Origin of the sequence: Mesorhizobium sp. M0018 (genome assembly GCF_040323955.1) — a bacterium.
Taxonomy (GTDB): Bacteria; Pseudomonadota; Alphaproteobacteria; order Rhizobiales; family Rhizobiaceae; genus Mesorhizobium.
Genome location: NZ_JAMYVL010000032.1, coordinates 1 through 21,758 on the forward strand (window position 1 = coordinate 1; position 21,758 = coordinate 21,758).

Genomic DNA, 21,758 nt, shown 5'->3' on the forward strand with positions numbered 1-21,758 from the left:
CTGGAAAATGCTCATGGATCCAGTCGGATTCCGCCTTCAGGTTCTCGGCGGTTGCATAGGTGCCCCACCTGCCCGTGGGATCGGGCTCGTCAACCAGATAGAACCCAAACACATTCGGATTGCCGAGGAAGGGGGTCATTTTCTCGATGAAGGATGCGGTTACGCCCTCATGCTCGTTGAGGTACACCAGGCCTTTCATGCCATCCGGCAATGCGTCGACCAGCGAAACATACTGAACGTCAGCCAGATTGAAGCCGGCGGTTGCGATTTCGGTGGCAGAACCACCCGATGCATAGTGCAGAGTTGCCATCCATAATCCCTCATTTTGATTCGATAGCGCCCGCGGATGTCTGCCTACTAGAAGGTGTATATTAGCGCCAAATCACATACCTGCAGGCTCTGATAGAATGATTGATCGGCGGCAGGATTCTCACGTTGCGGCGAAAAATATACTTACAGATAGTAAACATTGTGCGATAAAACAAATTTAACTGCAGATATACCCCCGTTGTTTTCCAATAGATGTTTATTGACATTTCTACTGTATTCTAGTTGTTGCTGATATCACAAGATAACATGATCGCTGACGTTTAAAAAAGAAATTGAATTTTATTAAAATGAATTTGATTATTGAACTGGTTGATACTAGAGAAGGCGTTGGAGGCGCTGACTTGTCTGAAGAAAAGCAACAAAAAATCCGGTGTTTTTGATTATAAAAGTCTCAAACTATAAGATCGAACGCCAAGCCGTGGCAGAAAAACTGCTTTTCTCCACAAGATACATTTGACTGCCGGCCAATTGAGCCGACATTAAACTAAGATGCCAGCCGCATCGCGCTCTCTGCCGGAGACACCAATTTGTTGTGGACAGATACCGCAGATACCAGTCCGCGACCAAGGTGTCTGCAACTGAGATTACGACTCGGGAGATCGTCAGAATTGGAGAACTGGCTGGGGCGCCAGGATTCGAACCTGGGAATGTCGGTACCAAAAACCGATGCCTTACCACTTGGCGACGCCCCAACAGCCGGAGCGTACCCGCTGTGCGCGCGGCCTTATAGGACGAGCCGGGAGAAAGCTCAATCCCGACTATGCGCGACCGACCCACCAGTTTTGCAATCGTCACTTTGAACGGATCTATTCACTCCACACCGCCATTTCATTGCCGGCGATCGACGAAATAGAACCGCCTGCCGCCGGGGAATGAAAAGATCGGCTTGACGATGGTGCCGCCGGCATTTTCGACGGCGCTCAATGTTTCCCCTAGCCTTTCGGAATAGAGCACGTGCAGCGGCTTGGCCGGTGCATCTTGGCCATCCGCCTGAAAGCCGCCGTCCAGCCTTCGGCAAAGGCTGAATAGGTCGGCCCGCAATCGGTGAACGACCACGAGAAGGCCGCGCTGTAGAAAGCCTTCACCCTGTCCAGCGTTCCGCCTGTCGCCGGTATTCCAAATAATCGAGCTTTCCGGTCATTCTCGTCGTTCAGCCTTTTGTTCACGCTATGTTCGACAACAAAGCTTTCCAAAAAGCAAGTCTTTTCGGCGCCGCTTTTCTTAATCGATTGTAGAGGCCGGCCGGCTTGGTCGATGCCTTGCCTTTCGCACTGCAGCATCATATCGCTCGATTTGTCAGTATTTCCAATCTCCTGCAACCGGGGAGCAAGCATGACCAAATGGGTCTACACCTTTGGCGATGGCGCGGCGGAAGGCCGTGCCGGCGACCGCAATCTGCTCGGCGGCAAGGGCGCCAATCTTGCCGAAATGTGCAGCCTGGGCCTGCCGGTGCCGCCGGGCTTCACCATCACTACCGAGGTCTGCAACGCCTACTACGCCAACGGCCACGCGTATCCGGCCCCGCTGGAAGCCGACGTTGCGATCGCCCTCGACCATATCGGTCGGCTGACCGGGCGCCGTTTCGGCGAACCGTCGAAACTGCTTTTGGTGTCGGTTCGCTCCGGTGCCCGCGCCTCCATGCCCGGCATGATGGACACCGTGCTCAATCTCGGCCTCAACGATGAGACGGTCGAGGCACTTGCCGCCGATTCAGGCGATGCGCGGTTCGCCTATGACAGCTACCGCCGTTTCATCCAGATGTATTCCGATGTCGTCATGGGCCTCGACCATGAGGTCTTCGAGGAAATCCTCGAGGACCAGAAGGGCGGCCTCGGCCATGAGCTCGACACCGAGCTGACAGCCATCGAATGGCAAGGCGTGATCGCGCTTTACAAGGCCAAGGTCGAGGAGGAGCTCGGCAAGCCGTTTCCTCAGGATCCGAGCGAGCAGCTGTGGGGCGCCATCGGTGCGGTGTTTTCCAGCTGGATGAACAACCGCGCGATCACCTATCGGCGCCTGCACGACATTCCCGAAAGCTGGGGCACGGCGGTCAATGTCCAGGCCATGGTCTTCGGCAATATGGGCGACACCTCGGCCACCGGCGTCGCGTTCACCCGCAACCCGTCGACCGGCGAAAAGCAGCTCTACGGCGAGTTCCTGGTCAACGCCCAGGGCGAGGACGTCGTTGCCGGTATCCGTACGCCGCAGAACATCACCGAGGCGGCGCGCATTGCCGCCGGTTCCGACAAGCCGTCGCTGCAGAAGCTGATGCCTGACGCCTTCCAGGCTTTCGTCAGCATCTCCGACCGCCTGGAAAAGCATTACCGCGACATGCAGGATCTCGAATTCACCATTGAGCGCGGCAAATTATGGATGCTGCAGACCAGGTCAGGCAAGCGCACCGCCAAGGCGGCGCTGAAGATTGCAGTCGACATGGCCAGGGACGGGCTGATCTCGAAGGAGGAGGCCGTCGCCCGCATTGATCCGGCCTCGCTCGACCAGTTGCTGCATCCGACAATCGATCCGAAGGCGGCGCGCGATATCATCGGCGTCGGCCTGCCGGCATCGCCAGGTGCTGCCACTGGCGAAATCGTGTTTTCCTCGAACGACGCCGAGGAGGCCAAGACACAAGGCCGCAAGGCGATCCTGGTGCGCATCGAGACCAGCCCCGAAGACATCCATGGCATGCATGCGGCCGAAGGCATCCTGACGACGCGCGGCGGCATGACCAGCCACGCCGCTGTTGTGGCGCGCGGCATGGGCAAGCCTTGCGTTTCGGGCGCCGGCTCGCTGCGAGTCGACTACAAGGCCGGCACGCTGATGGCGATGGGATCGACGTTCCGCAAGGGCGATATCATCACCATCGACGGCGGCAACGGCCAGGTGCTGAAAGGCGCGGTACCGATGCTGCAGCCCGAACTCTCGGGCGATTTCGCCGCCATCATGGAATGGGCCGACGGCGCGCGCCGCATGAAGGTGCGCACCAATGCCGAGACGCCGCTGGACGCTCGCATGGCGCGGTCCTTCGGCGCCGAAGGCATCGGTCTTTGCCGCACCGAACACATGTTCTTCGACGGCGATCGCATCATTGCCATGCGCGAGATGATCCTGGCCGATACGGAAAAGGACCGTCGAACGGCGCTGGCCAAGCTGTTGCCGATGCAGCGCTCGGATTTCCTCGAACTGTTCGAGATCATGGCCGGGCTGCCGGTGACGATCCGCCTGCTTGATCCGCCGCTGCACGAATTCCTGCCCAAGACCGAGGAGGAGGTGGCCGAGGTCGCCGCCGCCATGAATGTGTCGCCGGACAAGCTCCGGCGGCGCACCGAGGCGCTGCACGAGTTCAATCCGATGCTCGGCCATCGCGGTTGCCGGCTTGCCGTCTCTTATCCCGAGATCGCCGAGATGCAGGCGCGCGCCATTTTCGAGGCGGCCATCGAGGCCGGCAGGAAGGCCGGCGCGCTGGTGGTCCCCGAAATCATGGTGCCGCTGGTCGGGCTGGTGAAGGAGCTCGACTTCGTCAAGGCACGCATCGATGCGGTCGCCAAAAGCGTGATGGAGGAGACCGGTGTCAGGATCGACTATCTGACCGGCACGATGATCGAACTGCCGCGTGCCGCGATCCGCGCCCAAATCATCGCCGAGGCGGCCGAATTCTTCTCCTTTGGCACCAACGATCTGACCCAGACCACCTTCGGCATCTCGCGCGACGACGCGGCCTCGTTCCTCGAGACCTACCGGCAAAAAGGCATCATCGAGCAGGATCCGTTCGTGTCGCTCGACATAGAGGGTGTCGGTGAGCTGGTGCGGATGGCGGCCGAAAAGGGCAGGGCGACGCGGCCCGACATCAAGCTCGGTATTTGCGGCGAGCATGGCGGCGACCCGGCCTCGATCCATTTCTGCGAAAAGGTCGGCCTCGACTACGTCTCGTGCTCGCCATACCGGGTGCCGATCGCCAGGCTGGCCGCCGCGCAAGCGGCGGTGCAGGCTGCAAAGAACGGCCGCGGATAGGAGTTGGAGTCCACCGGCATCTGACCTTACCGATTTGTAACCGAATTCACGCGAACGTGCGTCTGTCGGCTCCAAATCCCGACATCGTTTCTGCCCAGTTTCCGGCCCCCGAACCCGCCCCGGTGCCAGAAACAGATGTTGCAGAACCCGCCCACGCACGTCCGCTCGATTCTCATCCTCCAGACGAAATTCATCGGCGATCTTGTCCTCGCTTCCGCGCTCGCCAGAAACCTGCGTCTCCAATATCCAAAGGCCAGGATCGTATTCCTTTGCGAGGCGAACTTTGCCAGTTTCCTGTTGGCTCATGGCATCGCCACGGACGTGGTGGCGTTCCGACGCGTACGGATGCGTGGCACCCCTGTGCAGCGTGGTTGCGAGCTTTACGCGATGGTGCGCGCTCTGCGCCGCTTCCGGTTTGACCTGACCATCGACCTGGCCGATTCCAAAACCTCACGCATCATTGTCAGGCTCGTCAGCGCCAAGACCCGCGTCGGATATGATCCCCCCGAAAAACCGTTGCGCTGGCTGGAACGCCAGCCCGCCAACGTCCTGGCCAAGCCGTTTGGCTTTGGTGGCCAGCATTATCTCTACCGCTATCTTTCGCCGCTTGAGGCGCTTGGCGTGAAGTTGCGTGCGCCGGTCCCAACGATTGAGCCGCTGCCGCTGGAGACCGCCAGGGCATTGGCGCTTCTCGACCGGCATCATCTCCGGCGTAACGCCTTCATAGCCGTTCATGCAGGAGCGAGCTTCCGGGGGCGGCAATGGCAGCCGGAACGTTTTGCGCTGGCCATCGACGAGATCTCGCGGCAGACCGGGTTGGACTTCCTGCTTGTCGGCGGCCCCGATGAACGGGCATCGGCCGAGCGCATCGTCGCCAAGGCCGCTTCGCCGGTCGTCAACGTGGTCGGGGCGCTGTCACTGGCAACGCTGCTGGCGGTCCTCGGCCAGGCACGCCTGTTTCTGGGAAACGAGAGTGGCCCGATGCAGATGGCGGCGGCCGCGGGAACGCCGGTTGTCGGCCTGTTCGGCCTGACCGACCCGGCCGTCTGGGGGCCTGTCGGCGTGGTCAGTGTTACGCCGCGGCCCTCCATGCCTTGCGAGTGCATAGCCAGGGACCTGTGCCGCCGACCCGATCCGAGCAAGGCTTGCTGCGTCTGGCGACTTGAGGTCAAAGCGGTGGTCGACGCGGTGCTCGCGATCCTTTCACGTAAGGTTAAGGACGTGGAGCACGCGTTGTGACCTCGCACTTGCCAAAGGTCAGGCCGGCGGTCAAATTGCCGCTGCCGACGCTTTTGCAGGGGCACCGTCCCGATTTCCGCCTTGATGCCGGTCTTGGGGTCGCCGCTTCAACTTTGATCCGGCCGACCTGGAAATAAATCGATGCGCCTGTTCCAAAAGTATTTTTGCGCCGTTGCGATATCGCTGTGGGCTGTCTCTCCTGGCAACGCCCAGTTGCTCGTCGCACCGACGCTGCACATCAAGGCCGAGGCGGGCGGCGGCCGCGTCGCGCTGACGCTCGATGCGTGCGGCGGAAGGACCGACACACGGATTCTCTCGGCGCTGGTGGAAAACAAGATTCCTGCCACCATTTTCGTCACCGGCATCTGGCTGAAGCACAACGCCGCCGCCGTCGAGATCATGCGGGCGCATCCCGAACTGTTTGAATTGGAAAACCATGGCGGCCGCCACATCCCGGCCGTCGACACGCCGCAAAAGATCTACGGCATTCGCAGTGCCGGCAGCCCGGAGGCCGTGCTGGCCGAGGTCGAATCGGGTGCTGCCGCTCTTGCCGTGACCGGCGAACCGGCGCCGAAATGGTTTCGCGGCGCAACCGCCGAATACAGCCCGTCGGCGATCGCGATGATACGCAAGCTTGGTTTCAAGATCGCCGGATTCTCGATCAACGGCGATGGCGGCTCATTGCTCGGCGCAAAAGAGACCGCCCGGCGCATTGCCGCGGCGAAGGACGGCGACGTCATCATCGCTCACATCAACCAGCCGACCCATGCGGCCGGCGAAGGCGTAGTGCAGGGACTTCTGGCGCTGAAGGCCAAGGGCCTCACCTTCGTGCGGCTCGACGATGCCGACGGCATCGGCGATGAAGGCACCACCGACTGATCAGTCGGGCGTGGCCTCGATGGTCACCTTGTTCGGATAGAACGCGCCGTGGTCGCGGATATCGGCCATCTCGTCGAACGGCCGCTCATAGGCCCACATCGCATCCTTGCCTGCATCGCCGGCGGGCAGCACGCTCCAATAGCTGGCATCGCCCTTATAGGGGCAATGGGTCGAGTGTTCGGTCTTGCCAAGCTGTTTGAAGTCGATGTCACCGAACGGAATGTAGAAAACAGGCGGATAGGGAGGTTCGGTCAGCACCTTGACCTTGCTGGACGAGGCGATAACGACATCGCCGGCGCGCACCGTCACGGTGCCCTTGTAAGGCTCGACCCTGATGACCTTGCCCGGATTGCTCTGAAAGCCGGGTGACGGATTTGCGATCTGGTCCATATCGGATCTCCTTGCCTCTACCCCAAGATGTGTCTGGCAAGCGCGTTGCGCAAGACCTGCCAGCCACCGGCGGGCATCGCCCGCGGCTGGCAGTCTTCCGCTTTCCTCCGGTATCGCGCCTAAAATCAGGCGGCGGCCTGGAAAGCGTCCATCAGCCCGGCATAGGCGGCAGCAATCCCGGCCACCGGATTGGTGCTTTTCGAGGTGGTCTCGACCTTCAAAGCACCACCGTTGGTCGGCAAGGTGAGCAGCAGGAACTGGCGATTGCCGCCATCGCCGACCGATGCGGCGGCGACGTGCTGGGCTTCGCCCTCGTTCTCGACGCACATCTTGAACAAGAGCGTGCCGCCGACAGCTTCGAGGGCGCCGCCGACGACCTCGACGAATTCATCTTCGGAAACGGTTTTGGCGTCAGGCACCCGATCGGCCTGCGCCACATCGGCGGCCACCAGATCGGCCAGGCTTTCGGCAAGCGTATTTTCGAGGGCTTTGTCGTCGAGCTGCGCGTCCATGCGAACCTCTTTCATTCGCCAATCGCGCCCCGCCGTTAATCAACGTTAACGCCGAGCATGGCCGGATTGTGGCGAATTCGGCCTCAATTGGCTCCATGCCCCGCTCCAGCCCGATCCTGGCTGGACAATCCGCCGGTTCGTCCCACAATGGCGAAAAAATAACGGGAGGAACAAGATGCTCGGGCTGATGCAGGAATGGCCGCTGCTTTGCCATAAGCTGATCGACAATGCCGAGCGGCAGCACGGCAACCGCGAAATCGTGTCGCGTTCGATCGAGGGGCCGATCGTGCGCAGCACATATGCCGAAATCCATGATCGTGCCCTGAAGGTCGCCGAGCGGCTCGAGCGTGACGGTTTCGGGCTTGGCGACCGCATCGCGACCCTGGCCTGGAACACCGCGCGCCATATCGAGGCCTGGTACGGCATCATGGGTGTCGGCGCCATCTATCACACGCTCAACCCGCGGCTCTTTCCCGAGCAGATCACCTGGATCATGAACAATGCCGGGGACAAGGCGATCTTCGTCGACCTGACCTTCCTGCCTCTGCTCGAAAAGATCGCCGGCGCGGTCAAGTCGCTGAAGCAGGTTATCGTGCTGACCGACAACGCGCATATGCCGGAGACTGCGCTGCCCAATGTGGTTGCGTACGAAGAATGGCTTGCTGAAGCCGACGGCAACTTCGCCTGGAAGACTTTCGACGAAAACACCGCCGCCGGTATGTGCTACACCTCGGGCACCACGGGCGATCCGAAAGGCGTCCTCTACAGCCATCGTTCGAACGTGCTGCACGCCATGATCGAAGCGATGCCCGACGCCATGGGCCTGTCGTCGCGCGATACCGTATTGCCGGTCGTGCCGATGTTTCACGCTAACGCCTGGGGCCTTGCCCAGAGCGCGCCGATGATCGGCGCCAAGCTGGTCATGCCCGGCTGCAAGATGGATGGCGCTTCGATCTACGAGCTGCTCGACACCGAGAAGGTGACCTTCAGCGCCGCCGTGCCGACGGTGTGGATGATGCTCCTCCAGCATCTGGAAGAAACTGGCAAGAAACTGCCCTATCTGCAGAAAGTCGTCATCGGCGGCGCGTCCTGTCCACGCGCGATCACGACGAAGTTCCAGGACAATTACGATGTCCAGGTCGTCCACGCCTGGGGCATGACCGAGATGTCGCCGCTCGGCACGCTGTGCACCTTGAAGCCGGATTACGCCGGGCTGAAGGGCGAGGCTCGCCTCGCCGTTCAGCAGAAGCAGGGCTTTACGCCATTCGGCATCGAAATGAAGATAACGGATGACGACGATAACGAGCTGCCATGGGACGGCAAGACCTTCGGCCGACTCAAAGTCCGCGGGCCGGCCGTCGCGCGCGCCTATTATGGCGGCATCGGATCCGAACAGTTTGATGAAGACGGCTGGTTCGATACCGGTGATATCGCGCATATCGACCCCGGCGGCTACATGCAGATCACCGATCGCGCCAAGGACGTGATCAAGTCGGGCGGCGAATGGATCTCGACCATCGAGCTCGAGAACCTCGCTGTCGGCCATCCCGACGTGGCGGAGGCCGCCGCCATCGGCATTCCGCATTCCAAATGGGGCGAGCGGCCTTTGCTCGTGATCGTACGCAAGCCGGGCAGGGAGCCGACCAAGACGGATATTCTCGCTTTCATGGACGGCAAGGTGGCGAAGTGGTGGATGCCGGACGACGTCGCTTTTGTCGGCGAAATCCCACACACGGCTGCCGGCAAGATCCAGAAGATTACCTTGCGCCAGCAATTCCGGGATTATCACCTGCCGACGGATTGACCGGAGATGCGGCGTCTTTGCGTCTTCAAGCCGGCGCTGAAAGGCACTATGCCTGTGTTCGGGTTGGGGCAGCGCGGAAAACAATGACGGGAATTCCCGAGCGACAGACATCGAGGGCTGCCGGTTGGTCGCGGCGCGCCGGCGCCTTTTCGGCGGTCCTGCTGCTGACCGTACTCATCGGCCACCGATATGATCTCGTCGAGACGTCGGCATTCCTGTGGGTGCTCGCCATTGTCGCCTTGCTGGCCGCGTTTGCGCTTCTGTTCGCCGGGTTTGCCTTTGCGCGATTGTGGAATTTCGGTGATCGCGGCGGCCATGACCTGACCGTCGGCGCCTTGCTGGCGGTTCTGGTGCTCATCCCTTACGGCGTCGCGGCCTATTGGGTGGCCACTTATCCGCCGCTGCGCGACATCTCGACGGATCTGGACGACCCACCGGTGCTCGATATTTCCACCCGGACAAAGGATATGAACGAGCTTTTGCCGCCGACACCCGGCGAGCAGCGCCTGCAAATCGAAGCTTATCCGCTTGTTACCGGACGCAGCTACACCTTGCCTTTCGATCGCGTTCTGGAGGCGGTCAAAACGGTGCTCGATCGGCGCGGCTGGCAGCTCACGGCGCCGTTTCCAGACGCAGCAGGGCAAAGCGACCTGACGGTCGATGCGCTGGCCAAGGGCTTGCTGCTTGGTCTTCCCGCCGATGTTGCCATCCGCGTGACCGACGACGGCGATGCGGTCATCGTCGATATGCGCTCGGCCTCGCGTTACGGCCGCTACGACCTTGGCGACAATGCAGCGCGTATCACCGATTTCCTTTCCGAACTCGACCAGGAAGTCGCCGGCCAGGTGGGCGTGGCGCCGGCGGAATGATATCCGAAGTGTGCTAGGTTGCCGGCGAATAGATGCCGTCGATAGCCGGCGCGCCGTCGGTGTGGACCAGGCCGCGCGCCATCAGGTCTTCCAGATGGGCAAGCACCGACAGACCGGCCGCGCCATGCAGGCGCGGGTCGGTGTCGCGATAGATCACCTTCACCATGTCCTTGATTGTCCGGTCGCCGCTGTTGATCCGCTCCAGAATTGCGCGTTCGCGCATTTTGCGATGCGTTTTCAATCCGCGCATGAAGCTGCGCGGCTCGGTCACCGGCCCACCATGACCGGGCAGCAGCAGCCGGTCGTCACGTTCGATCAGCCGATCGAGCGATGTCATGTACTCGGCCATCTCGCCATCCGGCGGTGCGACGATCGTGGTTGCCCACGCCATGACGTGATCGGCCGAGAAAAGGATGCCGGTTCCCTCCAGCGCGAAGGCCGCGTGATTGGCGGTATGGCCGGGCGTCAGCACCGTCCGGATCGCCCAGCCATCGCCGTCGATCACCATATCATCCGGTAGCGCGACGTCTGGAACGAACTCGATGTCGGCGCTGGCATCGAGCGGATTGACCTCGCCGGTGCGCAACGGCCGCGCCGGGCGATGCCGGCCCTCCGCCAGAACCACCGCACCCGTATGCCGCTTTAACCGCGCCGCCAGCGGCGAATGGTCGCGATGCGTGTGGCTGACGAAGATATGGCTGACCGGCCTGGTCCCGATCGCTTCGAGCAGTGTTCTAAGATGTGCCTCGTCATCCGGTCCGGGATCGATCACCGCCACCGTCTCGCGACCGACGATATAACTGTTGGTTCCGTGAAAGGTGAACGGGCTTGGGTTCGGGGCCGTGACGCGTTGAATACCAGGCGCAACGATCACGCCCTTGCCATAGGACGGTTCGAAGCGTGTGTCGAATTTCAGCGCCATGCGAACGTCGCGACCTTTTTGGGGCGAGGGCAAAACCGATTGCCGCATAGCACGGAAGCCAATATAGGAAAACGCAAGGCCGCGTTCGGCGGCAATCTGGAACGGGGAAGACCATGGCAATTGCAACGACGATGCGTCCGCTTATTTCTCTCGCTCTGCCTGAAAAGGGCGCGGCACGGCTGGCAGGACAGCTTTTGCTGGCGATCGCCGGAACGCTGCTGTTGATCTTGTCTGCCAAGACCAAGGTCATGCTCGGACCGGTCGATATCTCGATGCAGACGCTCGCCGTCTTGCTGATCGCTGCCGCCTTCGGCATGCGCCTTGGCGTCGCCACGCTGCTTCTCTACATGGCTGAGGGCGCGCTGGGGCTTCCGGTCTTCCAGAGCACGCCGGAAAAGGGCATCGGCATCGCCTACATGCTCGGATCGACCGGCGGTTATCTTGCCGGCTTCGTCGTCATGGCGGCGATCGTCGGCTGGGCTGCCGACCGTGGCTGGGATCGCCATCCTATCAAGCTCTTCAATGCCATGCTGGTGGCCGAGATCGTCATGATGGTAATGGGCTTTGCCTGGCTGGCGCTGTTGATCGGCCCGGAAAAATCCTGGCAGTTCGGGGTGGTGCCCTTTATCGTCGGCGATCTGATCAAGGTTGCGCTGGCCGCGAGCTTGGTGCCGGCTGTCTGGTCGCTGTTGAAGCGTTCGTAAAGCCGGTCGAGCGGAACTTAAGCCAAAAACGGACCTGCATGTTGCACCGCTGTCACCAAGCTATTGCCTGAACCCCATGACTCGATGGCAACCTGTTCTGCGCGATTACCTGTCGAATGGTTTTCGCCGTAGTTGGTGTGGCCGTGCAGGATCTTTCTCGCTGGCGGCTGGCTTCTAGCGCGACGCCATCCGTCACATTAGCTTCAAGTCGACGGGCTAAGTACCAGAACCAACGGGCGATTCGTCACGACCAGCGTAACCAAGCACCTACGTATGGAAATAAATTGCTCGACATAGCATCTCAGCCAGCTGAAAAAGAAAGCGGCTCGGTGATTATTTAGGCACAGCTAAATTTCTGGACAATGTGTAGGAAATTCTTAACCCAACCGCCTTGACTTTAGTGGCTTGGTTGCTTGCTGGTATCCACACACTGTCGTAACCGTTGACCTGAGATCATGCCGCTGACCGCCGAAGGAAGACACGTGAGTAGCGCGGAAAAAACAACGAGCAAGGCAACAGCCCTGTCGCGTGGGCCGACCGCCGCGCCGGCAACCCGCTGGTATGCGGCCAGCGTCTTTCCCGGGAAGGAGCATGTCGCAGAGCGGCATCTCCGGATCCAGGGATTCGAGCCCTTTGTGCCTCGCTGCGAGAAAACCGTGCGTCATGCCCGGCGGCTCGAGACACGGTCTGCGGCTTATTTCCCGGGCTATATGTTCATCGCCCTCGACCTCGCGCTGCAACGTTGGCGCTCGGTCAATGGAACATTCGGTGTGCGCTCCCTCGTCACACAAGGCGACCGGCCTTTGCCGGTCCCCTCGGGTCTGGTAGAGCGTTTCATTGCATTGACCGGTGAGGACGGGCTGCTTGATTTCAGTGGAGGCCTCGCAGCTGGTGCCTCGGTCCGAATCCTTTCGGGCCCTCTCGCGGAACAGATCGGTCGCCTTGACCGGCTCGATCCAGCCGGAAGAGCCCGGGTTCTGGTGGCCATCATGAATGGCGAAATCCCTGTCGACTTGGATGCCAGGGATCTCGTAGCAATCGCGTAGCCGCAAACATCAAGGCGGCGTCGTGATGTAAATTGTTGTAGGATGCGCTCTCGGGTTTCACCCGGGAGTGCGGTAGCCGTCGTTCGGTGGGGAATAGGCGCTGTCTGGCGAGATCATCTCATCGGCGCTGATTGAGAGTACGCGGTATGCGAATAACAATGATTGGTGCCGGCTATGTAGGGCTCGTCTCGGGCGCCTGCTTTGCCGACTTTGGCCATCAGGTCTGCTGCGTCGACCGGGATGCGGAAAAGCTTGCCATGCTCAAACTTGGCAAGATACCGATCTATGAGCCAGGGCTCGACGACCTCGTCACCACCAACACCGCGCAAGGCCGCTTGCGTTTCGACGACAATCTGGCCGATGCCGTTTCTCAATCGGATGTCGTTTTCATCGCCGTCGGCACGCCGTCACGGCGTGGCGATGGGCACGCCGATCTGTCCTTCGTTTACGACGCGGCCGCCGAAGTTGGCCGCGCGCTCAAAGGATTTACGGTCGTGGTGACGAAATCGACCGTCCCTGTCGGTACCGGCGATGAGGTGGAACGGATCATCCGCGAGCAAAATTCCGCCGCCGATTTTGCGGTGGTCTCCAATCCGGAATTTCTTCGCGAAGGATCGGCGATCGAGGATTTCAAACGGCCCGACCGCATCATTGTCGGAACCGATGCCGAACGGGCCAAGGCGGTCATGGGCGAGATCTACCGCCCGCTCTCGTTGAATGCCGCGCCGATATTCTATACCAGCCGACGTACCGCGGAGCTCACCAAATATGCCGGCAACGCGTTTCTGGCCATGAAGATCACCTTCATCAACGAAATTGCCGATCTCTGCGAGAGGTTGGGGGCCGATGTGCAGGACGTCGCACGCGGCATCGGCATGGACAACCGCATCGGTGCAAAGTTTCTTCATGCCGGGCCTGGCTACGGTGGCTCCTGTTTCCCGAAGGATACGCTGGCGCTGGTCAAGACCGCGCAGGACGCGGCAAGCCCCATGCGGCTTATTGAAACGACGGTCTCGATAAATGACCAGCGCAAACGGGCGATGGCGCGCAAGGTGGTCGAAGCCTGCGGCGGATCGGTGCGCGGCAAGACCATCGGTATCCTCGGCCTTACGTTCAAGCCGAACACCGACGATATGCGCGACGCCCCCTCATTGGCCATCATTCAGGCACTCAAGGATGCGGGCGCTTCGATCAAGGCCTATGATCCGGTCGGGATGGAGCAGGCACGCAAAATGATCGAGGGTATTGAATTCGGCGAAAGCGCCTACGCGGTAGCCGACGGCTCGCATGCGATCGTCATCGTCACCGAGTGGAATGCGTTTCGGTCATTGGATCTGAAGCGGCTCCGTGCACTCATGGCGACGCCGGTGATGGTCGACCTGCGAAACGTCTATCGCGGCGAGGACGTCGTGAGGGAAGGCATAGCCTATTCGAGCGTCGGACGAGGAGCGATATCTCGTCGAATGGATGCGGATCATTGAAGCATAAATGTCGATCAGGTTAGCGGAAATAAACTTGAACACTTCTACAATTACCCTGCCTAAAGCAAGACACCTTTTGCTTCGGATGCGCTTTCAATTGCTTGGCGGATTGACCTTCGCTATCTTGATTCCTGTGCTTATCCGTATGTCGTTTGGTTTCGGCGTAATATTTTCTTCAAACATGCAGGTCACGATTTTGGCTGCATTCATTGCTCACACGACAGGCTACTTGTTTTATAAGCGAATTGGAAATTTTCCTGGTGTGGCAGCAACAGGTTACATCCTACCCACCTTTGCGCTGACCTACGGTCTGGTTTTTGCGAGCATTTTCTTTTTTCGATTTGACTACAGCCGGTTCCAAGCCGCTGCCAGCTTCATCCAATCAACATTGTGGTATTTCGGCTTGCATTTAGCCACACGAAGGCTAGCTCCATACCGGCTGGCAATAATTCCTGGCGGAGATGTCAGTAGGCTCGAAAGCATACCAGGCGTGAGTTGGCACTGGATCCGTTCGCCTGACAGGGTTATCGAGTATGCAAACGGCGTCGTGGCCGATCTTCGGGCCGACCTTTCAGATGAGTGGGAGCGGTACATCGCCGACCGTGCGCTCTCGGGAACGCCGGTTTACCACGTCAAACAGATCAGCGAATCCCTGACCGGCCGGGTTGAGATCGAGCATCTTTCCGAAAATACCCTAGGCTCTTTGAACCCGAATCAGGCTTACCTGAAAATAAAGCAGGCCATTGACTGGGTTTCTGCATTGTTTGTCCTTGTTGTTTTCTCGCCATTGCTGATGTTCGTGGCGATTGCCATAAAGATCGATTCACCTGGGCCGGCGCTATTTCGACAGATAAGAATGGGTTACAGAGGACTTCCTTACGAGGTCTACAAGTTCCGAACGATGAAGCGCAGCGCCATCATCGGCGATGAGAAAGAAGCGGCGATCACAAAGGCCGGCGACGCGCGCATCACCCGCTTGGGGCAGCTCTTGAGAAAATCCAGGATCGACGAGTTGCCGCAGGCGTTCAACATTCTGCGCGGCGAGATGAGTTGGATCGGTCCTCGGCCGGAAGCACTCGTGCTCTCGAAATGGTACGAAGCGGAGCTGCCCTTCTATCGATATCGGCACATCGTTCGGCCTGGCATTACCGGATGGGCGCAAGTCAATCAGGGGCACGTTGCGGCCGTGGACGACGTTCTGGAGAAACTTCACTACGACTTCTACTACATCAAAAATTTCTCCCCTTGGCTCGATGTGCTGATTGTGTTTCGTACCATCCGAACCATGCTGACAGGATTTGGCGCGCGTTGACCGAACGGCGAAGATCGGGAGCCAACGTCGCAATACCGTCCCTTACGAGCATAGGACGGGGCAGCGACGTTTTTTTGAAACGGGTAAATTCTAAGATTTGCTGACGAGCGTTGGAAATATCGTTGTATCGTCCTTGGAGAAAACACAATGACTAGGAAGACCGCACTCATTACCGGCATCACCGGCCAAGATGGCGCCTATTTGGCGGAACTTCTTTTGGCAAAGGGCTATGATGTTCATGGCATCAAGCGGCGTTCCTCGTCGTTCAACACCGGTCGCATCGACGGTCTCTACCAAGATCCTCATGAAAAGAACGTCAGGCTGTCGTTGCACTATGGCGACATGACCGACGCCACCAACCTCATCCGCATCGTCCAGGAAGTGCAGCCAGACGAGATTTATAATCTCGCCGCACAATCGCATGTCCAGGTGAGCTTCGAGACCGCGGAATATACGGCGAACGCGGATGCGATCGGTACGTTGCGTCTCCTCGAAGCCATCCGGCTGCTTGGCCTGACAAAAAAGACGCGTTTTTATCAGGCGTCGACTTCCGAGCTCTACGGTAAGGTGCAGGAGATCCCGCAACGCGAGACGACCCCTTTCTATCCCCGGTCGCCATATGCGGCCGCAAAGATCTATGCGTATTGGATCACAGTGAATTACCGCGAAGCTTACGACATCCATGCTTCCAACGGCATACTGTTCAACCACGAGAGCCCGATGCGCGGCGAGACGTTCGTCACCCGCAAGATCACCCGGGCGGCTGCTGCGATCAGCTTGGGCCTTCAGGACAAGCTTTACCTCGGCAATCTGTCTGCCGAGCGGGACTGGGGCCACGCTCGCGACTATGTCGAAGGTATGTGGCGAATTCTTCGGCATGACGTGCCGGACGACTACGTTCTCGCAACCGGCGTGAAGAACTCGGTCCGCCGCTTTGTCGAGCTTGCATTCAATGAGGTTGGGACCGAGATCCAATGGGTTGGTTCGGGCATCGACGAAAAAGGCATCGACGCGAAATCGGGCGCCGTTCTGGTCGAGGTGGATCCGCGCTATTTCAGACCGACCGAAGTTGAGCTTCTGATTGGCGACGCCTCGAAAGCGGAGCGCGTTCTAGGGTGGAAGGCGACAACGTCCCTCGCAACCATGATCCAGGAAATGGTCCAGTCCGACCTTGAAACGGTAAAGCGCGAATCGGAGCACAGGCGTCTGGACGAGGATCAGATTCGAATTGCGGCACAGTAAGAAGCGTTGAACCGAGGTGACATGAAAATCTCGGTTTTAACAGTTTGCCGGAATTCGGCGGCGACAATTAACCATACGCTCGACAGCTTCTTGGCCCAGGACCATTTGGACAAGGAACTGGTGGTCATAGATGGGGGCTCGTGGGATGAGACGTTGTCGATAATCCGATCTTACTCACAGGACCAGATTCGGTTGGTCAGCGAACCCGACAGCGGAATGTATGATGCACTCAACAAAGCACTGCGGCTCTATACGGGTGATGCCGTAGGGGTTCTTAATTCCGACGATTGCTTTCACGACCGCACGGCGCTGAGGCGAATCTCCGCAGGGCTCGAACAAGCGGACATTGTGCATGGCGACCTAGACTTTGTTGAAGACCATCTGACCAAGCGGGTCGTACGCCGTTGGCGTGCGGTTCCCCGACCCGCCAAGGGGTTTCGGACCGGCTGGATGCCGGCCCATCCCACGTTCTATGTTAAACGGAAGGTCGCCGAAGCGATCGGTGCTTTCGACCTTAATTTCAAGGTGGCATCGGATTATGATTGGATGCTCAGAGCTGTTGAACTCCATGGATTTCAATCGGCCACAATCGAGCAGGTCTTGGTTGACATGATGATTGGTGGCGAGAGCACGCGCAGCCTTAAATCTCATGTTTTGCACAATATGGAAGCGTTGCGAGCACGCCGCCGATGGCTGGGTTCGGGTGGGATAGACTATGCGCTCATCGCAAAGCCTGTACGCAAAGTTGGGCAGTTTTTCGTGGGTCGCGGCAGGTCCCGGGCATGAAACGAAAACAAGGTTTTTTCTTTGCGGTATGCGAGGTGGGTTGGATAACTGTAAGGCGAGTCTTTTTAGCTGACTCATCTCAGATTTGCTCGAGCTCCCGTGTTTCGGCGAGCCTAAAAACAGTAAGCGGTTAGCTCAGCTATGAACATCTATGGCCTGCAGAATTCCGCTTTTTCGCTTTTCGCTAAAGTGGCGCCATTGCGTTTGCGCATTCCATCACGTGGCTGCGGTTTCTTTGGTGACCTCTTCATGACCCTCAATGGGCTAAGGTTTGCTGAGCTTTGCGGAGCTGATGCCTCCGTGGTATGGGGGCAAAATAGCCTCTATTTCGATGCGAACTCGGGACAGAACGCTTATCGCTACTTTTTCGAACAGGCCGAGTTTGATATTAGGACGCCCAGATCGCGCTTGTCCTTGGATATGAAATATCGACCAACTGCCGATACATTTCGCCCATATGACGGCCTGAGCGTCCGCGCATCGCTTAGACGTGCGCTCGCGACGTATTGTGTTGTCCGAAAGGAAATTGCAGACGCAGTTGAGACGTTCGTCCGTGACGAATTTAGCAATCTAACGCTTGGTGTTCATATTCGCATGACGGATGCGGCGACCGGTGTTGAGAACCGGAAAGTCGCTGCGATTGATCTCTATAAACATCACGCAGACAAATGGGTCAACAGAAACCCCGATGGACGAGTGTTCTTAGCAACCGATGACGAGCGAATTGTCGAGGAGTTCGGCCATCGCTACCGCGAGCGGCTTGTTGTTCGAAAGAGTTTACGATCAACAGACGGAACGTCCTTGCACGGTCACTACGATATTGGGGTCGCAGGAAGTGGTCTAACTAAGGGTCAAGATGTTCTTACCGAAGCGTTGATTCTTTCGCGATGTAATTATCTCGTTAGAAGTCACTCCAGAGTAACCTGTTACACACTTTGTGTGAATCCGGCACTAGAATTTACTGACCTGAGCTTGGAAATCGACGGGGTAGACAGAACGCCTTGGCTCCGCGGTAATGGATTTTATTGAAGGACGATGGCTCAGATAGTTCCATTTATCGTGTTGGGATTGGCTGCCCTTGTTGCGATGCGCCTGCCGCTTGGAAAGGATTTAGCTGTACCGGCGTTTCTTCAACCCTGGTTTGCGCTGACCCCAAATGTGGGGCTCAACCTTCCGCTCTCTAAGCTCCTGTTTGGCATTCTCATATTCAAATATCTTCTGCATGGGCGCTTTGATCCAATAAAGTCGTCGCTTTTTCTAATCTATATGCTGCTGTTGGCGTCGGGATTTTGTGCCGCCACTGTTTCGCTGTCTGTAACAGGATCAGGCGTAGAATTTGTTGGTGGCGCATTTCGAAATGGCTGGCTGCGTGTTTTCGTAGCTGCAATCAGTCTCACACTTAGCTTTGCGCCCATGTTCCTGCTTTTGGCGAAAGGGATCGACATACCTTCTCGCTTCCTAATTCGATGTATCTGCGTTTCTCTGCTCACACTGTGTCTGCTCGGTATTTGCCAGTTCGCCGTTTTTGTGGCGACGGGAATCGATATTTTACCGCTCGGACTTTTTATGGGGGCAGAAGATGTGCGAACCGGTATGCTGGCTATGGGCGGCTCCCTTTATATTAGGCCTGGTTCTCTTGCCGGCGAACCGAAGAGTTTAGGTATTGGCGCCTGCGTGCTTTTGCTGATGTTAATTACGATGGGGCGTCAGATCTTCCCGTCCAAGTTCAATAGATATTTTGCGGGAGGAGTCGGTCTAGTGGCGATTTTGCTCACGCAGTCGACCTCGGCCTTCGTTTCATTATGTCTAGGATTGGCTGTTTACCTAGCGCTGCGCAGCGTAGGGCGACCGCTCCGGAACGGCGAGATAGTTTCGTTGTATACCACTGGTGCTGTTCTGATTCTCGCTGTGTTCCTCACGAGAGTCTCGAGTATCGATACCCTTGGTTTGTCTGCACAAGAGGTGGCGACTCCAGATAGCTTTGTTTCTCTTCTACAAAGCAGAACGCTGGACCGGTTAGAAGTGGAAGACTTCGATGTGATTATTCTTAAGTCAATGCTCGATGACACTCAATCGATGATCGTAGGAAAGGGGCTGGGATTGGCTCACCTTTTTACCAACGACTATATTCCTGACGTGTGGCGGTACTACATGGAAGACCGCATCATATTTCCGAAAACCGGTTTGACGTTTTACCTCGCTAGTGGAGGTATCTTTTCTGTGTTTCTCTTTGTTATGCTGATGGCGGCTCTGACCCCAGGAGCTCGGCAGGGTGGAGACTTGTTGGATAGAAGGTTGTGGCGGTCCCTTCTTTTTATGCAACGCACGGTTATCCCGCTTATGTTTTTAGCAATGATACGTATCTATGTGCTCGAACTGTCACTGCTGGTTGGCGCAATTCTGACATTCGGTCTTCAGCAGACGCTAAATATCGATGGTCGGAGACACCTCTTGTCCTTGAATCCCAGTGATAGGAGAAGACCCGCTTCAACACCCATTCGATTTGCTGAGGTCCCCATACAGTTAGAAACAAGCGCTCCTTCGCATTTCAGAAACACCGGAGAGATTGAATGATCCCACATTCTTTGAAGCTACGAGCCAGAGATATGGCGCGACTAGTTGGACTCGAGGTGAGTCCAAGCAATCTCTACTCACGCTTTGATCTTCGGCTTGTCGAGCTTCTCAACATCAAACAAGCACGGTTCCTTCTGGATGTGGGTGCGAATCGGGGTCAGTTTGCATCTGAGATTTTGAAGGCTGGGTTTGAGGGGACGGTTATATCGTTCGAGGCCTTGCCCCAAGTCTATCAGGAGCTCTTGGCTTCGGCGTCGGCATTTGGCGAACGATGGGTGGTAGCGCCGCGGGCGGCGCTTAGCGACTTCGATGGCAACGTTTCTTTCAACGTGACTAAGAATTTTGTGAGTAGCTCATTGCTCCAACCAACTGACTATATGCTGAATGAGAGCGAGCAACTCACGATTCTGGAAACAATCCAGGTTCCAACAAAGCGCTTGGACGACTTGGTTGGATCACTTGAGTTATCCGAGGGATCATTTTTCCTAAAGTTGGATGTTCAGGGCGCCGAACATCTCGTTCTTGCCGGCGCTCGCGAGACACTGAGACGTTCCGCGGGCGCACTCTTAGAAGTTCACCTCGTAGACTACTATGAAGGTCAAGCTTCATGGAAGCAGCTTGACGCTATTATGACTTCTAACGGTTTGAGCTTATGGGATGTCCATCCTGTCCTTCGGGACGGCTATGGCAGGCTCGAGGCGATGGACATCGTTTATGTTCGGTCGGACGACACTCGGCCGCAGTGATTTCACTCAACGCTTACTCGAGGTAACCCAATGATACAAGCATTCATCAAAAATAGTGTAGAGCGGCTATCGGGTGACCAGGTTTGGCTGGAGCGCAGTGCAGATTTCTCACGGCTGGCGGAGTTTGTTCACTCTGTGCGCCCGCGTGCAACGACTACGCCGTTAGTAAGAATTGGGAAGCCGGGTGATGGCGGGTATCTACTGCCAGAGGATATGGAGGGCATGAAGATATTGATTTCGCCTGGCGTCTCGACAGAGGTGAGCTTCGATTCTGAAATGTCGAAGCGCGGATTGCACTCGTTTATGGCAGATGCGTCTGTAGATGGACCTCCTGTTGACGATCCGAATTTCCATTTCTTCAAGAAATTTGTGGACGTTCACGAGGATAATGTGAACATGCGGCTTGATTCCTTGTGCCAGAAGGTTCCTCCAGAGCTTGATGGCGATCGGATACTCCAAATGGATATCGAAGGGGCAGAGTATCGCGTGCTTTTGGATCTTAGCGAAGAAAATCTAAAAAAGTTTAGAATAATGGTGATTGAATTTCATCACCTTACCCGGCTATTTGGGGAGTGGCAGATGCAAATTATAAGTGCAACATTCCGAAAGTTACTGCGCCATCACTACGTCGTCCATATTCACCCGAATAACGTTGCGCCGCCGACCCAAAGAGGTGGCGTGAGTATTCCACCGGTTATGGAATTTACGTTTCATCGCAAGGATCGCACGGCTTTGATCGAGAGTGGGAAGTGCTTAATTCCAAATCCGCTAGACGCAGATAATCTGCCATATCGCCCTGCGGTCGTTCTTCCAGAGTGTTGGAGATAGATGCCATCTACATCTATATCATCAGTACGCAAGGGCTATCTCCCCTATTGGATGAGTTGTTGCATAACTGTTGTGAGGAAATG

Annotated in this window: 18 protein-coding genes, 1 tRNA gene and 2 pseudogenes; 15 read left to right on the forward strand and 6 right to left on the reverse strand. The window is 57.6% G+C overall.

The annotated features are described in order from the left end of the window. The 3 genes and pseudogenes from NKJ81_RS29170 to NKJ81_RS29180 all read right to left on the reverse strand — a co-directional run. Positions 1-310 (reverse strand): annotated as a pseudogene (locus NKJ81_RS29170) (calcium-binding protein); the annotation flags it as partial. A gap of 637 nt (positions 311-947) precedes the next feature. Next, positions 948-1,022: transfer RNA gene (locus tag NKJ81_RS29175), tRNA-Gln, on the reverse strand. 114 nt (positions 1,023-1,136) lie between these two features. Beyond that, a pseudogene (locus NKJ81_RS29180) lies at positions 1,137-1,471 on the reverse strand (VOC family protein). A gap of 191 nt (positions 1,472-1,662) precedes the next feature. Here NKJ81_RS29180 and ppdK point away from each other — a divergent pair. From ppdK to NKJ81_RS29195, 3 genes are all read left to right on the forward strand, one after another. Beyond that, positions 1,663-4,341, forward strand: coding sequence for a pyruvate, phosphate dikinase (ppdK, locus tag NKJ81_RS29185; protein WP_352542562.1), 2,679 nt, complete (start codon positions 1,663-1,665; stop codon positions 4,339-4,341). A gap of 297 nt (positions 4,342-4,638) precedes the next feature. Then, a complete protein-coding gene (locus NKJ81_RS29190; RefSeq protein WP_352542563.1) occupies positions 4,639-5,580 on the forward strand; it encodes a glycosyltransferase family 9 protein in 942 nt (313 codons plus the stop codon). Between the two features lie 141 nt (positions 5,581-5,721). Then, positions 5,722-6,459: a polysaccharide deacetylase family protein gene (locus NKJ81_RS29195; protein ID WP_352542564.1), complete on the forward strand. Its 738-nt coding sequence runs from the start codon at positions 5,722-5,724 to the stop codon at positions 6,457-6,459. Here the strand turns inward: NKJ81_RS29195 and NKJ81_RS29200 are convergent, their stop codons facing one another. Further along, positions 6,460-6,849, reverse strand: a complete 390-nt coding sequence (locus NKJ81_RS29200; protein ID WP_352542565.1) for a DUF427 domain-containing protein — start codon at positions 6,847-6,849, stop codon at positions 6,460-6,462. Positions 6,850-6,974: 125 nt separating this feature from the next. Beyond that, positions 6,975-7,361: a hypothetical protein gene (locus NKJ81_RS29205; RefSeq protein WP_352542566.1), complete on the reverse strand. Its 387-nt coding sequence runs from the start codon at positions 7,359-7,361 to the stop codon at positions 6,975-6,977. Positions 7,362-7,536: 175 nt separating this feature from the next. Between NKJ81_RS29205 and NKJ81_RS29210 the strand changes: the two genes are divergently transcribed. Both NKJ81_RS29210 and NKJ81_RS29215 read left to right on the forward strand, forming a co-directional pair. Further along, a complete protein-coding gene (locus NKJ81_RS29210; RefSeq protein ID WP_352542567.1) occupies positions 7,537-9,165 on the forward strand; it encodes a fatty-acid--CoA ligase in 1,629 nt (542 codons plus the stop codon). A gap of 83 nt (positions 9,166-9,248) precedes the next feature. Next, on the forward strand, positions 9,249-10,034 hold the full coding sequence (locus NKJ81_RS29215; protein ID WP_352542568.1) for a DUF1499 domain-containing protein: 786 nt from the start codon (positions 9,249-9,251) through the stop codon (positions 10,032-10,034). A 13-nt stretch (positions 10,035-10,047) separates the two neighbouring features. Here the strand turns inward: NKJ81_RS29215 and NKJ81_RS29220 are convergent, their stop codons facing one another. Further along, complete coding sequence (locus NKJ81_RS29220; RefSeq protein ID WP_352542569.1) at positions 10,048-10,956, reverse strand: MBL fold metallo-hydrolase; 909 nt, start codon at positions 10,954-10,956, stop codon at positions 10,048-10,050. 113 nt (positions 10,957-11,069) lie between these two features. Here NKJ81_RS29220 and NKJ81_RS29225 point away from each other — a divergent pair, with 113 nt between their 5' ends. From NKJ81_RS29225 to NKJ81_RS29270, 10 genes are all read left to right on the forward strand, one after another. Further along, positions 11,070-11,660, forward strand: a complete 591-nt coding sequence (locus NKJ81_RS29225; protein WP_352542570.1) for a biotin transporter BioY — start codon at positions 11,070-11,072, stop codon at positions 11,658-11,660. Positions 11,661-12,115: 455 nt separating this feature from the next. Beyond that, the gene (nusG, locus tag NKJ81_RS29230; protein ID WP_352542571.1) at positions 12,116-12,706 is read left to right on the forward strand and encodes a transcription termination/antitermination protein NusG; all 591 of its coding nucleotides are present in this window, start codon (positions 12,116-12,118) and stop codon (positions 12,704-12,706) included. Positions 12,707-12,852: 146 nt separating this feature from the next. Further along, a complete protein-coding gene (locus NKJ81_RS29235) occupies positions 12,853-14,187 on the forward strand; it encodes a UDP-glucose dehydrogenase family protein (RefSeq protein ID WP_352542572.1) in 1,335 nt (444 codons plus the stop codon). Positions 14,188-14,221: 34 nt separating this feature from the next. After that, positions 14,222-15,499 carry a sugar transferase gene (locus NKJ81_RS29240; RefSeq protein WP_352542573.1) on the forward strand — a complete coding sequence of 426 codons (1,278 nt, stop codon included), beginning with the start codon at positions 14,222-14,224 and terminating at the stop codon, positions 15,497-15,499. Between the two features lie 147 nt (positions 15,500-15,646). Then, positions 15,647-16,741: a GDP-mannose 4,6-dehydratase gene (gene gmd, locus NKJ81_RS29245; protein WP_352542574.1), complete on the forward strand. Its 1,095-nt coding sequence runs from the start codon at positions 15,647-15,649 to the stop codon at positions 16,739-16,741. Between the two features lie 21 nt (positions 16,742-16,762). Beyond that, a complete protein-coding gene (locus NKJ81_RS29250) occupies positions 16,763-17,527 on the forward strand; it encodes a glycosyltransferase family 2 protein (RefSeq protein WP_352542575.1) in 765 nt (254 codons plus the stop codon). A gap of 141 nt (positions 17,528-17,668) precedes the next feature. Continuing rightward, positions 17,669-18,556, forward strand: coding sequence for an O-fucosyltransferase family protein (locus NKJ81_RS29255; protein WP_352542576.1), 888 nt, complete (start codon positions 17,669-17,671; stop codon positions 18,554-18,556). Between the two features lie 6 nt (positions 18,557-18,562). Next, positions 18,563-20,101: a hypothetical protein gene (locus NKJ81_RS29260; RefSeq protein ID WP_352542577.1), complete on the forward strand. Its 1,539-nt coding sequence runs from the start codon at positions 18,563-18,565 to the stop codon at positions 20,099-20,101. Continuing rightward, the gene (locus NKJ81_RS29265; protein ID WP_352542578.1) at positions 20,098-20,847 is read left to right on the forward strand and encodes an FkbM family methyltransferase; all 750 of its coding nucleotides are present in this window, start codon (positions 20,098-20,100) and stop codon (positions 20,845-20,847) included. The genes NKJ81_RS29260 and NKJ81_RS29265 overlap by 4 nt, the downstream gene beginning before the upstream one ends. A 30-nt stretch (positions 20,848-20,877) precedes the next feature. Further along, positions 20,878-21,675, forward strand: coding sequence for an FkbM family methyltransferase (locus tag NKJ81_RS29270; protein WP_352542579.1), 798 nt, complete (start codon positions 20,878-20,880; stop codon positions 21,673-21,675). Positions 21,676-21,758 lie beyond the last annotated feature (83 nt).

What these genes read in the sequence shown, in the direction of transcription:
- ppdK (WP_352542562.1), top strand. Translation starts at nt 1,663, where the DNA reads ATGACCAAATGGGTCTACACCTTTGGCGATGGCGCGGCGGAAGGCCGT.
- NKJ81_RS29195 (WP_352542564.1), top strand. Translation starts at nt 5,722, where the DNA reads ATGCGCCTGTTCCAAAAGTATTTTTGCGCCGTTGCGATATCGCTGTGG.
- NKJ81_RS29200 (WP_352542565.1), bottom strand. Translation starts at nt 6,849, where the DNA reads ATGGACCAGATCGCAAATCCGTCACCCGGCTTTCAGAGCAATCCGGGC.
- NKJ81_RS29205 (WP_352542566.1), bottom strand. Translation starts at nt 7,361, where the DNA reads ATGGACGCGCAGCTCGACGACAAAGCCCTCGAAAATACGCTTGCCGAA.
- NKJ81_RS29210 (WP_352542567.1), top strand. Translation starts at nt 7,537, where the DNA reads ATGCTCGGGCTGATGCAGGAATGGCCGCTGCTTTGCCATAAGCTGATC.
- NKJ81_RS29215 (WP_352542568.1), top strand. Translation starts at nt 9,249, where the DNA reads ATGACGGGAATTCCCGAGCGACAGACATCGAGGGCTGCCGGTTGGTCG.
- NKJ81_RS29220 (WP_352542569.1), bottom strand. Translation starts at nt 10,956, where the DNA reads ATGGCGCTGAAATTCGACACACGCTTCGAACCGTCCTATGGCAAGGGC.
- NKJ81_RS29225 (WP_352542570.1), top strand. Translation starts at nt 11,070, where the DNA reads ATGGCAATTGCAACGACGATGCGTCCGCTTATTTCTCTCGCTCTGCCT.
- nusG (WP_352542571.1), top strand. Translation starts at nt 12,116, where the DNA reads ATGCCGCTGACCGCCGAAGGAAGACACGTGAGTAGCGCGGAAAAAACA.
- NKJ81_RS29235 (WP_352542572.1), top strand. Translation starts at nt 12,853, where the DNA reads ATGCGAATAACAATGATTGGTGCCGGCTATGTAGGGCTCGTCTCGGGC.
- gmd (WP_352542574.1), top strand. Translation starts at nt 15,647, where the DNA reads ATGACTAGGAAGACCGCACTCATTACCGGCATCACCGGCCAAGATGGC.
- NKJ81_RS29250 (WP_352542575.1), top strand. Translation starts at nt 16,763, where the DNA reads ATGAAAATCTCGGTTTTAACAGTTTGCCGGAATTCGGCGGCGACAATT.
- NKJ81_RS29255 (WP_352542576.1), top strand. Translation starts at nt 17,669, where the DNA reads ATGAACATCTATGGCCTGCAGAATTCCGCTTTTTCGCTTTTCGCTAAA.
- NKJ81_RS29260 (WP_352542577.1), top strand. Translation starts at nt 18,563, where the DNA reads ATGGCTCAGATAGTTCCATTTATCGTGTTGGGATTGGCTGCCCTTGTT.
- NKJ81_RS29265 (WP_352542578.1), top strand. Translation starts at nt 20,098, where the DNA reads ATGATCCCACATTCTTTGAAGCTACGAGCCAGAGATATGGCGCGACTA.
- NKJ81_RS29270 (WP_352542579.1), top strand. Translation starts at nt 20,878, where the DNA reads ATGATACAAGCATTCATCAAAAATAGTGTAGAGCGGCTATCGGGTGAC.